Raw genomic sequence first — 11,921 nt, forward strand, 5'->3', positions numbered from 1 at the left:
GACGTCAGGCTTTGTCGGCGGGCGGTTTTGCAACCGAGCACAGACGGATGGAGTCGGCCAGGACCTCGATGGCCTTCGGGCGCGGGAAGCTGGCGCGCCAGGCGATCGCCACGGTGCGGAATGGCACAGGCGGCGTCAGCGGACGGATGTCCAGCACGCCAGGGGAGTAGTGATGGCTGTCGACCGCCGACAGCGGCAGGATCGACACGCCAAGGCCGGAGGCGACCATGTGGCGGATGGTTTCCAGCGACGACGACTCCACCGTGGTGTGGCTTGGGGCCTCGCCTTTGCGCGTGGTCGGGCAGGCTTCGAGCACCTGATCGCGGAAGCAATGACCCTCACCCAGGAGCAGCAGGCTCTTGTCGTTGAGCATCTCGCTGTCGATGGTTTCCTTCTTCGTCCAGGGATGCCCAGCGGGCATCAGCACATAGAAGGGCTCGTCATACAGCGGCAGGGTCAGCACGTCGGCTTCCTGGAAAGGCAGCGCGATGATGATCGCGTCCAGCTCGCCGGTGCGCAGCTTGTCACGCAGGATGTGGGTGAAATTCTCTTCGATGTACAACGGCATGTCCGGTGCCACGCGATGCAGCTGCGGGATCAGATGCGGGAACATGTAGGGGCCGACCGTATAGATGGCGCCAACCTTGAGCGGGGCGGCCAGCTGATTCTTGCCGGCCTGGGCCAGCTCGCGAATGCTCTGCGCCTGCTCCAGCACCTTTTGCGCCTGGGTGACGATGCCTTCACCGACCGGTGTCAGCCGTACCGCGCTTTTGGTCCGCTCGAAAATCAGCACGCCGAGTTCGTCCTCGAGCTTTTTCACACCCACCGAGAGGGTAGGCTGACTGACGTGGCAACGTTCGGCAGCGCGGCCGAAGTGAGATTCCTGGGCGAGCGTGACGATGTAGCGCAGTTCGGTCAGTGTCATAGCGTTATTCCATCAGAGTGCGGGCTAGCATAGCCTTTGCTCGTGTTCGAACCAACTGGCCAGCAGCCGTTCCCTTATTAAGGGATCAGCGGAAATCCTGCTGACAGCAGTACACTCAAAAAAGGCGGGCCGAATCTGTGGTCCGCATCGGTTATGGAGCAACCGCCATGGCAACTCGACCCTCTGTAATGATCGCCGGCTGCGGCGATGTCGGTATTCGCCTCGGCCTGCAGCTGAGCCGCGCAGGTTGGACGGTGTACGGCCTGCGACGTCAGGCGGCGAGCCTGCCGGTACCTATCCTGCCGGTACGTGGCGACCTTGCCTCGAGCGAGGTGCCGCGTGGCTGGCCTAATGGCAAGCTGGACTATCTGGTGTATGCCGCCTCGGCCAGCCAGCACGACGAGCCCGGTTATCGGCAGGCCTACGTTGAGGGCCTGCGCAATGCGCTTGGCTGGCTGGAGCAGCGGGGGCAACGCCCGCAGCGCGTTTTCTTTGTTTCCAGCACTGGTGTCTACGCGCAGAACGGCGGCGAATGGATCGATGAGACCTCGGCCACCGAGCCTACTGGCTACACCGGGCAGGTGATGCTCGAGGCCGAACAACTGGCGCATGAGTGCGGCTTTCCAGCGACGCGGGTGCGCATGGCGGGGTTGTATGACCCGGTGCGGCCATGGATGCAGAACCAGGTGCGCTCGGGTCTGCGGGTCGAACGCGATCCGCCGCAGTACAGCAACCGCATCCATCGCGATGATGCTGCGGCCCTATTGGCCTGCCTGCTGCAGACCGATCTGAACGGTGGCGCTCTGGAAGATTGCTACCTGGGTGTCGACGATGACCCTGCGCCGTTGCACGAAGTGGTGGACTGGTTGCGCGAGCGACTCGGCGTGACCCAATGGGCCGAGCAGGCCATGACCCGCCGTGCTGGCAGCAAACGGTGCAGCAACGCCCGAGCGCGGGCGCTTGGTTGGGTGCCGCAATACCCCAGCTATCGCAACGGTTACGCGGGCATCAGGCCGAACGGCAAGAGCTGAGATCGCGTCCGCGCCTCGGTCTGCTAGCGATCCGCACCCAAGTGCTGCTCCGCAGCAATAGGTGCCATCGGATCGTAAAGGGCTCGATACCCCTTGCCTGCGCGCCTGCACAGGCAGGTGGTGTACCTGCTGCGAAAAAATGCCTATCTCAACGCATTCATGACAGTCCGTCGGCGATTCCACGCCAACGGCATCATTTCTCGCAACTCTGCAGCGGTCGCGAACACTAAAAATCTGATAGCACGCACGCCGTACACCTTGCCGCATGGCAGCAGTCGGGTCAGGAGCAGCTGCCGCCTTTAGCGGCGATCAATCAGGAAGAACCACTACGGCGGCGTTTTCGAACACCGAACCTGGAGATTTTTCCAATGAGAGCCCTTCGCTGGCACGGTAAACACGACATTCGCTGCGACAACCATGTACCCGACCCGTCGATAGAAGACCCCCGCGACGCCATCATCAAAGTGTCGTCCTGTGCCATCTGCGGCTCCGACCTGCACCTGTACGACGGCTTCATGCCCGGCATGCAGCACGGCGACATCATGGGCCATGAGTTCATGGGCGAAGTGATGGAGGTCGGCTCGGCGAACAAGAAGCTCAAGGTCGGCGACCGTGTGGTGGTGCCCTTCACCATCGTTTGCGGTGAGTGCGATCAGTGCCGGCGCGGCAATTTCTCCGTCTGCGAGCGCACCAACCGCAACAAGGACGTGGCCGACAAGGTCTTCGGCCACACCACCGCCGGCCTCTATGGCTACACACACCTCACTGGCGGCTATGCCGGTGGCCAGGCCGAATTCGTCCGTGTGCCCTATGCCGACGTCGGCCCCGTCGTGGTGCCGGATGGCATGACCGACGAACAGGTGCTGTTCCTCGGCGACATCCTGCCCACGGGCTGGCAAGCCGCGGCGCAATGCGATATCCAGCCCACCGATACCGTGGCCGTCTGGGGTGCAGGTCCGGTCGGCCAGTTCGCCATCCGCAGCGCGATCATGATGGGTGCCGAGCAGGTCATCTGCATCGACAACGTGCCTGAGCGGCTGTCTATGGCCCGCGCCGGTGGCGCCATCACCATCAACTTCGATGAAGAAAGCGTGCTCGAACGCCTCAAGGAGCTGACCCGCGGCAAGGGCCCGGAAAAGTGCATCGACTCGGTGGGCATGGAGGCCCATGCGGCGCGCTCCATCGACTCCATGTACGACCGCGCGAAGCAGGCGCTGATGATGGAAACCGACCGTCCTCACGTGCTGCGCGAGATGATCTATGTCTGCCGTCCGGCTGGCATCATCTCGATTCCCGGCGTCTATGGTGGGCTGATCGACAAGATTCCATTCGGCGCGGCGATGAACAAAGGCCTGACCTTCCGCATGGGCCAGACCCACGTCAACCGCTGGACCGATGATCTGCTCAAGCGGATTCAGGAAGGGCAGATAGACCCCAGCTTCGTCATTACCCACAGCGTCAGCCTCGAGCAGGGTCCGGAGATGTACAAGACCTTCCGCGACAAGCATGACGGCTGCATCAAGGTCGTTCTCAAACCCTGAGGGCCGGGCCTCGCGTCTCGCTAGCGGGACGTGGTCGGCTGCATCTCCAAGCCCCGAGGAGGGACTGATTCATGAGCGTTCCACATCGTGTCACCCATACCAACCACTCCGCCCGTACGCTGGCCCGTGGCCTCGGCTGGTTCAGCATCGGGCTGGGTCTGGCCGAGGTGCTGATGCCCGGCAAACTGGCGCGCTTTCTCGGCGTGCCCGGCAACGAAGGACTGATTCGCGCCTGTGGCGCGCGGGAAATCGCCACTGGCGTCGGGCTGTTGCTGAGTGACGATCCCAAGCCCTGGATCTACGGCCGCATCGGCGGCGATGCGCTGGACCTTATCGGCCTGGGCTTGAGCATCGAGAAGGGCACCGAGCAGGCCAACGCTGCCATCGCAGCGGGCGCTGTGGCCGGCATCACTGCGCTGGACATCTCCTGTGCAAAGGGGCTGGCGAGCGAAGGCCAGTTGGTGACGGAATGGGATTACAGCGACCGCAGTGGTTTCCCGCAGGGAGCGGATGCCATGCGTGGCCGAGTCGAAGCGGAGTTTGCCGCAGGGCGCGCCGAGCCGAATGGGTATCCGGTGTCGACTTTGTTGCATTAGATGGAGCGTGCTCGACGGTTGCCGATTTGGTGAGGTTGGGTGTGTGGGTTGGGCGTTTTGCTTTTACGGCGATTAGCGGGCTGATTGAGGGCTTGGGTTTGTCCTGCTGGGCGACTCACTTTGGCCAGTCGCCGGAAGGCCGGCCCCCATAAAAGTGAGCAAAAACGCTTGCCCACCATCCGGCCCCGGCTGAGGTGACGTTCCAGGGCCCGCCGCGAAGGGCCTCCATGGCTAGGGGCGCCCGACCAATCGCTGCTCTTGCGGCATCCATGCCGCTCAACCCCTACGTGCCACCTGCGTTTAGGCCTCATGAAAGGGACGGCCGGTGTCGTCTGCCAGGCCGTGCGCTAATAAGCGAAGCAAAACCGTCCACCACCAAACGCTCAACCCATTGGTTAATCGCTGTGAAAGCGAAACGCCCAGCCAACCCGTTTGCCAGTCGAGTGACGATCCGCCTCAGGCATGCGATGAGCCATTTTTTTGCTAAGGTCGGCAGCCGGCCGCCTACACCACCCTCTGGCGGCCACCACACAATGAGAGTCCATGTCCGCCGTCGTTAACATCGTCCTCCCAGTCTTCGCTCTGATCCTGCTGGGTTTCATCTGTCGCCGTACCGGGCGCATGGGCCCGACGGGCGCCTCCGAGCTGAACCGATTCGTGGTCTGGCTGGGGTTGCCAGCGCTGCTGTTCAGTGTCGTCGCCAATTCCACCTGGGAGCAGCTTTGGCAACCAGGCTTCATCACGGCGTTCTCGGTGGGCTGCCTCGGTGTGTTCGGCTTCACGCTTGGCTATCGACTGTTGCAAAAGCAGCCGCTGGCCGACGCCAGTCTCGATGCGCTCGGTGCGTCCTATGCCAATACCGGCTACATCGGCATTCCGCTGTGCATGTTGGTGCTGGGCGACGAAGCGCTGCAGCCAGCCATGGTGGCGTCGATCATCGTCGTCTGTGTGCTGTTCGCCATTGCGCTGGCGTGCGTGGAGACCGGGCTGCACGCCGGGCAGGGCTTCAACCAGACGTTGCGAAAGGTCAGTGCCGCGCTGCTGCGTAATCCGCTGGTGGTGGCGCCCCTGCTGGGTGGGTTATGGGCGGCGAGCGGGTTGGATCTGCCGGTGCCGGTGGCGACGCTGCTGAAGTTGCTGGGCGCGGCGGCGGCACCCTGCGCGTTGGTTTCGCTGGGGTTGTTCCTCGCGCAACCGCAGCCGGGTGGCACGGTGAGTGGTGTCTGGCCGCTGGTCACGTTGAAGCTGGTGGTGCAGCCGCTGATCACCTGGTATCTGGCCTTTCAGGTGTTCGAGCTGCCGACCCTGTGGGCGTATTCGGCGCTCTTGCTCAGCGCACTACCCACCGGCACCGGGCCTTACATGCTCGCTGAGTTCTACGGCCGCGAGGCGTCACGAGTGTCGCGCGTGGTGCTGCTATCGACGCTCGGGTCGCTTGTCACGCTATCGGCCTGCCTGGTGCTGCTGCCCATATAAAGGTCCTGGTACCCGTGGATAAGCCTGCGGCGTTATCTACCCTACGTCTGGGCCGGTCGTAGGGTGGAAACCGCGAAGCGTTTTCCACGCGGTAACGTTCAGCCCGCCGATCGGCTGACTTCCAGCACCACCGCCGCAATCCGGTCGCATTCGGTATAGGCGCCGTCGAGCAGCTCTTCACCGAAGACATCGGGATCGACTTCTCGATATCGCCATTCCAGCCCGTGACCTTCGAGACGCTGCTCGATTTCGCGGCGGAACGGGTCCTGATTGCCCTTCATCGCTACGCCGGTATAGAGCAGCAAGGTGCCGCGCGGGGCGAGACGCGCCAGTGCGCTGTCGAAAATCGCCAGGGAAAGCCCGGCCCCCAAGGGGCCACCGCCGTGGCGATAGGCGCGCTCGTCCGGATCGACCAGATAGGGCGGGTTGGCCAGGATCAGGTCGAACTGACCGTCTATGTCATTGAGCAGATCGCTATGGTGGGCCTTCAGGTTGTCGGCTTCGGCCAGGGCTGCGTTGATGCGGGTCATGCGCAGCGCGGCCGGGTTGATGTCCACCGCCAGCACCTCGGCCTGTGGCCGTGCCAGTGCCGTCAGGATGGCCCCCGCACCGGAGCCGCATCCGATGTCCACGGCTCGCCCGATATGACCTTTGTGGTTGTTCAGGTGGGCCAGGATTGCATTGGCGAACCGGTAGGTGTCCGGGCCGAAAAACACGGCGTCTGCCGCGTCGGTGGGGTAGGCCGAGTGTACGAACACCTGGCCGTCGAGGCTCGACATCCGCACCCGGCTACGCCAGCGTGAGTCGCTGGGGGCAAGCACGCCGGCTTGATCCATCAGGCTGAAAATTGCCGGCGGCAGCAGCTCATGCTGGAACGGCCGGCTCCAGCCGAAGACACCTTCCAGATCTTTAGCCAGCTGGTTTTCCACCCGCGCGTTGACCCGCTCGTGCGTCAGCGGCGTGGGGGTGATGAAGTGATAACCGCGCTCGCGCAGCGCCTGGGCCAGGTGCAGCAGCGCGCGGTCCTGGGCAGTTTCCGTGGGCATTTCAGATTCCCTGGCGAGTTCGCCTCAATTGAATAATCCGGTGAAGATGCGGGTGGCCAACAGCCCGGCCGCGCTGTGATGGCGCGTCGGTGCCAACAGCGGCAGCAGGTGGCGCATGCGTGCTTCACGTGTGGGCAGCTGTGTCAGTTGCTGCTCGAGCAGCAAGGCTTCTTGATCGAAGTCGCTGACGTGCTGGCCCTGCTGCACCAGCGCCGGCTTTGCCGGCCGCTCGGTAGATGTCCGTCGACGGCTGCTGAACGGCACCTGGCGTTGTGCAAGCGACGGGTGCGGCTTGCCACGGGTGGGCGTCTGCTCGGCCAGCCAGTCGCCAGCGATCCAGTCGTGAATCAGTTGCTGCTCGTGGGCGCTGAACACGCCGAACATCGGGGCCTGTTCGCCGGTAATCAGCTGCCAGAATCGGCTGTGCTGTGGGTCTTCGTGACGCTTGATCCAGCTGCGGCGCTGCAGCGTCTCGATGAATTGCGGGATCTGTTCCGGCTCGGCCAGCCATTGGTTCACGGTACGCCCATCGAAGCGGCAGTAGTCCGAATGCACGAACTGGCCGACGCCGGCCTTTTTCTCCAGCACGCGCATCACTTCCTGCTCGGGTTCAAAACCGCAAATCACCGAAAGCGTGCTCGCACCCAGATCATTCAGGCGATAGCCGTTCATGACTCGTCGATAGAATTCTTCGCTGTCGCCCACCTGCGGCCAGGCCGCAAGCAAACCTTGAATGGCCTTCTTCGCATGGCCGTTGTCGGCGTTGTCGACCGTCACGTGCAAGGTGAAGTAATAGGGGTCGATGCCCAGCTCGGTGAGCTCGTAGGAGCTGATCAAGAGGTGCAGCGGGAGCTGTTCGTAGCCGAGGTTGAAACCGATCACCTCAGGCAGGAACTGCTCGGCGTGCTCAGCCAGCGCGAGCTGGATGGCCCCCTGAACGAAGTTGTCGTCATCCAGCGTCTGCCAGTCGTCACAGCCCTGGCTGGCGAGCAGCTTGCGGTAAAGCACCACGTGGTTCTTTTCCGGCTGACCTTCGCCCAGCTCCTCGAGATAGGTCTGAATCAGCGAAGTGAAACGCGCATCGTCCCAGCGCTGCAGCAGGCCATAGAGCCAGGCGCCATCGACCAGTTTGGTCGGTGCCACGCCGCGCAGAAAATGCAGCGCATGAGCCTTGCTGGTGAAGTAGCGGCGTGGCCCGCCGGCGCGGCGTTCGTCGAGGTAGGCCTGATACTGCCCGCCGACCTTTGCCGTGTGTGCGTCCAGCCAATCCCCGAGCCCGGCTGGGTCGTGCGGCAGGTCGCAGGGCATCGCTGAGGCTTCGTCCAACTGTGCATTGAGGTAGTCAGCGGCGCGATTGCGCACGGCTGCGTCATCGGGAGCGTCGAGCAGGGCGAAGTAAAGTGCCCTGGAAGGCGCTGCCACCTCACAGGTTACAGGCGTGGTGTCGACGGGCAGGCTTCGAGTCAGTTGCATAGATTCACACGGTGGCAGTGGGGAAACCCCCAGATGATTTTTTGGCCGTCATCAGGCCGGATTAGTTCAGCGTGTCTGCCGAATGGCCGGTCTTCTCGACAACACTGCATGCAACTTCTGCGATCGCGCGTCTTCCTAACCTATGGGGATGCCGAGCGGTGTCCGAATGTGCAACCAGACGGAGGTCCCATGAATCAATCCGAACGCGGCAAAGAGAACCTGGAAACGATCAACGATCGCAACGATGAGCGTGTCGATCAGGCGAGCAGAACCAGCAATGGCGAAGCCGCCGGAGGCGATCGCGACGACGTTCCAGGCGGTGCCTACAACGTCCCGCCGGGGATGGCTGACGATGTCAGTGAGGAAGAGGCGCTCAAGCGCAACAAGCAGGACCGCCCCGAGCGCTGAGCAACGGCGGAGCGGAGGTTTGGCCCCGCTCCGCTAGCTGAAAAAAAGCTGGATAGGCACTTAATTTCTGCTGTGTTTCGGTCGCTTGCAGGCAGTAGGTACACCGCATGCCGTCGTGCCGGGGAGCACGCTCTCTGCTGCAGTGCTGCGGAATAAAGGACTGCCAGAGCCTCGCCATGCGCCAACACAGCCGACTCACCTTTCGCCATCTCAGCCGTATTCAAGTCACCAACCGCCTCAGCGGCGACCCCATGGGCTACGTGGCCGACCTGTCGATGGGCGGGCTGCGCCTGGTCGCGAAGCAACCCCTGGGCGTGAACGGCTGCTACGAAATGTGCCTGCATGTGCCCACCGTAGGCGATCGAACCCGTGAAGTGCAGGTCGTGGTGCTGTGCCAGTGGGTACGCAAGGATTCCCGCCGTGACAGTTTCGAAATGGGCTTCTCCCTGGACCGGCCGAGTGATGAATACACCCGGCTGATTGGTGAGCTGATGCCCAGGCGGCGCGACTAGCGATTCACCACCTTTGCCGGCAGCGCGATCACCAGCAGCGAGCCGAGCACCAGACACGCCGCGAAAAACCAGAGTGCCGCACCGCTTTCCCCGGTGAGGTCGAGCGTAACGCCGATCAACGTATTGCTGACCAGTCCGGCGATGTTCGCCAGGGAGCAGGCCAGGGCAAAGCCGGTTGCCGCCGCGGTGCCGGTGAGAAAGGTGGCCGGCAGGCTGAAAAAGACCGGAACCGCGCCAATGATCGCCGCTTGGGCGATGGAGAACAGCAGCACCGTTGCCATCACGTTGTCGGTGAAGGCGGTACTGGTGGCCATGGCTGCGGCGCCGATCCAGAACGGCAGGATGATGTGCCAGCGCCGCTCGCGGAAGCGGTCGGAACTGGCGCCGAGCACCAGCATGCCAATCACCGCGGCAATGCTGGGCACTGCAGTCAGCAGGCCAATCTCTGAAACATCACTGACACCGGCATTGCGGATAAAGGTCGGCATCCAGAAGCCCAGCGCATAGGCGCTCAGCAGGATCGCGAAATCGATGCCACCGAGCATCCACACCTTGAGGTTGAAGAAGCCCTGACGAAAAGTTTCGCCGCTGGCCGGGCTCTGCGCCTCGTCGACGGCCAGGTCGCGCAGCACCTGACCCTGCTCGGTGATGTCCAGCCAGCCGGCGCGCTTTGGGCCGTCGGGCAGCAGGCGCAGCGCCAGCAGTCCGAGCAGCACGCTGGGGATGCCTTCGAGCAGGAACAGCCATTGCCAGCCACGCAGGCCCTGCACCTGATCGAATGCCCCGAGAATCCAGCCGGACAAGGGCGCGCCGATCACGCTCGATAGCGGCAGGCCGATCATGAATAGCGCGATGATCCGCCCTCGGCGATAGGTCGGGAACCACAACGTCAGGTAATAGAGCACGCCCGGTAGAAAGCCCGCTTCGGCGACGCCCAGCAGCAGGCGCACCACGTAGAACTGCGCCGGCGTGGTGACCAGCATGGTGCAGGCCGACAGCACGCCCCAGGTGATCATGATCCGCGCGATCCAGACCCGCGCGCCGACACGCTTGAGGATCAGGTTGCTGGGCACTTCGAAGAGGATATAACCGACGAAGAACAGGCCCGCACCCAGGCCGAACGCCGCCTCGCTGAGCTGCAGCTGCTCGGCCATCTGCAGCTTGGCGAAGCCGACATTGATGCGGTCCAGGTAGGCGGCCAGGTAGCAGAAGCACAGAAACGGAATCAACCGCCAGGCGATCTTTCGATAAAGACGCGGGTTGTTCGGCTCGCCGCTAAGGGCGTGAGCATCTGGCGCGGGCGCCTGAGGCATCGGTCTTCTCCGTGTTGGTCGGGTGTCGAAGCAAGCCCGGCATGTTAATGGAGCCGGGCTGTCGAGTCAGAACCTCTGACCCAAGGCGCGCGGCGGAATGTTCCTCGTCGCTCTGCCGTGATGACAGGCGGACTTGACGGAGCTGCACAGCAGCAACTGCATAACTGCCCAGACAGTGTCGATACCCCTCTCTGTCCCACCCTCGACATCTTGCCCACTCGCCGGTGCGAGCCGACCCTGTTTCAGCTGCGTCTGCTGTTCCAAAAGAAGACCGGTGATGCCACTACCAATCCGAGCATGGCCAAGCGTGCGGCCGGATCGGGCCGGCGCCGGAGGCTGGTTGCTGCTTCGGGCCCGACCCGCTTATGACGAGTGAGCCGGCGCGAACTCGCCCCGTCTGCACCTGTCGCACCTGTTCGACCGGTGCTCTTCGGTGCGCCTGAAATTGTCCGGCAACTCGCAACCCAACGGAGACAGGCATGACTTCACAGTGGATCGACATTCCCGCGCAAGACGGCAAGACCTTCAAGGGCTACCTGGCACTGCCGCCGGCCGGCCATGGCCCCGGCATCGTGCTGATTCAGGAAATCTTCGGTGTGAACGAACACATCCAGTCGGTCGCCGATCAGTACGCGTCCGATGGCTACGTTGTAGTGGCCCCGGACCTGTTCTGGCGCAGCGAACCGGGCGTCCAGCTCGGTTATGGCGAGGAGGACTGGGAGCAGGCCTTCTCGCTGATGCAGGCGCTGGATTTCGATCTGGCGATCGACGACCTACGGCGCAGCGTCGAGCTGCTGCGCGGGCGCGATGACTGCAACGGCCGCGTGGCGTCGGTGGGCTATTGCATGGGCGGCGTGCTGTCGTTTCTGAGCGCAGCCAATGCGGGCGTCGATGCTGCAGTCTGCTACTACCCCGGCAGCATCGAGAAACGCCTGGACCATGCCGAGCGGATTACCTGCCCGACGCTGTTCCACTTCGCCGAAGAAGACGACCACATCGATAGTGACGCGGTGGCCGCCGTGCAGGAAAAGATGGCCCAGGTCGGTCAGGCGCAGATCGAGACCTATCCGGGCGTCGACCACGGCTTCAACTGCTGGGCACGGCCCATGTACAACCAGAACGCTGCGGCGCTGGCCCATGGGCGGAGCTTGGTGTTCCTGGCCGAGAACCTGTAAGCAATCCAAGCGGGCCGTGCCCTGAGGGCTGTAGGCACACGCTCTGCTGGCAGTCTGCAGCCACGAAGGGCCCGTGATCGCGAGCAAGCTCGCTCCTACATAAGCAGCTCGCTCGGGGCGAACGGTTGCGCCGTTCCGCACCCGTAGGAGCCAGCTTGCTGGCGATCCTTGGTCGTTCGGGCAGGGCGCTGACAGGCAGCACGAAACTGGGCGCCCTTGGCCGTCTCACGGCGGGCCAAGGACTGCGACTGGTTAACCCAGCGTCCCGAGAATGTTCACGCCGACCCGATCCGGAATTTCTTTCTGCGACAGCACGTGCAGGCCCGGGCTGAACACCCGTGCGTAGCGCGACAGCAGCGGACGCAGCTGCGGCATCACGAGAAACCCGCACGGACAGTGAGCGGGAGCGCCTTTCCGCACTTGTA

At 63.4% G+C, this 11,921-nt stretch carries 11 protein-coding genes; 7 read left to right on the forward strand and 4 right to left on the reverse strand.

Features of this window, described 5'->3' with window-relative positions; all coding sequences use genetic code 11:
- Positions 1-4: 4 nt before the first annotated feature.
- Complete coding sequence (locus C1896_00855) at positions 5-925, reverse strand: hydrogen peroxide-inducible genes activator (protein ID AZZ43600.1); 921 nt, start codon at positions 923-925, stop codon at positions 5-7.
- A gap of 167 nt (positions 926-1,092) precedes the next feature.
- Between C1896_00855 and C1896_00860 the strand changes: the two genes are divergently transcribed.
- The 4 genes from C1896_00860 (at position 1,093) to C1896_00875 (ending at position 5,569) form a co-directional block, all read left to right on the forward strand.
- A complete protein-coding gene (locus C1896_00860; GenBank protein AZZ43601.1) occupies positions 1,093-1,956 on the forward strand; it encodes an NAD(P)-dependent oxidoreductase in 864 nt (287 codons plus the stop codon).
- Between the two features lie 368 nt (positions 1,957-2,324).
- Positions 2,325-3,497, forward strand: coding sequence for a glutathione-dependent formaldehyde dehydrogenase (locus C1896_00865; protein AZZ43602.1), 1,173 nt, complete (start codon positions 2,325-2,327; stop codon positions 3,495-3,497).
- Between the two features lie 71 nt (positions 3,498-3,568).
- Positions 3,569-4,093, forward strand: a complete 525-nt coding sequence (locus C1896_00870) for a transcriptional regulator (protein AZZ43603.1) — start codon at positions 3,569-3,571, stop codon at positions 4,091-4,093.
- A gap of 543 nt (positions 4,094-4,636) precedes the next feature.
- Positions 4,637-5,569, forward strand: coding sequence for a transporter (locus C1896_00875; GenBank protein ID AZZ43604.1), 933 nt, complete (start codon positions 4,637-4,639; stop codon positions 5,567-5,569).
- Between the two features lie 98 nt (positions 5,570-5,667).
- Here C1896_00875 and C1896_00880 read toward each other — a convergent pair whose 3' ends face one another.
- Both C1896_00880 and C1896_00885 read right to left on the reverse strand, forming a co-directional pair.
- Positions 5,668-6,615: an SAM-dependent methyltransferase gene (locus C1896_00880; GenBank protein ID AZZ43605.1), complete on the reverse strand. Its 948-nt coding sequence runs from the start codon at positions 6,613-6,615 to the stop codon at positions 5,668-5,670.
- A 24-nt stretch (positions 6,616-6,639) separates the two neighbouring features.
- Entirely contained in the window at positions 6,640-8,088 is a 1,449-nt protein-coding gene (locus C1896_00885; GenBank protein ID AZZ43606.1) for a hypothetical protein, read from the reverse strand.
- Positions 8,089-8,277: 189 nt separating this feature from the next.
- On the opposite strand from C1896_00885, the gene C1896_00890 reads away from it, so the two are divergent.
- Positions 8,278-8,496 carry a hypothetical protein gene (locus tag C1896_00890; GenBank protein ID AZZ43607.1) on the forward strand — a complete coding sequence of 73 codons (219 nt, stop codon included), beginning with the start codon at positions 8,278-8,280 and terminating at the stop codon, positions 8,494-8,496.
- 176 nt (positions 8,497-8,672) lie between these two features.
- Entirely contained in the window at positions 8,673-9,008 is a 336-nt protein-coding gene (locus tag C1896_00895; protein ID AZZ43608.1) for a PilZ domain-containing protein, read from the forward strand.
- On the opposite strand, the gene C1896_00900 is transcribed toward C1896_00895, so the two are convergent.
- On the reverse strand, positions 9,005-10,321 hold the full coding sequence (locus C1896_00900) for an MFS transporter (protein AZZ43609.1): 1,317 nt from the start codon (positions 10,319-10,321) through the stop codon (positions 9,005-9,007). The genes C1896_00895 and C1896_00900 overlap by 4 nt on opposite strands.
- A 479-nt stretch (positions 10,322-10,800) precedes the next feature.
- Between C1896_00900 and C1896_00905 the strand changes: the two genes are divergently transcribed.
- Positions 10,801-11,496 (forward strand): carboxymethylenebutenolidase, encoded by a 696-nt coding sequence (locus C1896_00905; protein AZZ43610.1) that lies wholly within the window; start codon positions 10,801-10,803, stop codon positions 11,494-11,496.
- Positions 11,497-11,921 lie beyond the last annotated feature (425 nt).

Source organism: Pseudomonadaceae bacterium SI-3, assembly GCA_004010935.1.
Classification (GTDB): Bacteria; Pseudomonadota; Gammaproteobacteria; order Pseudomonadales; family Pseudomonadaceae; genus Stutzerimonas.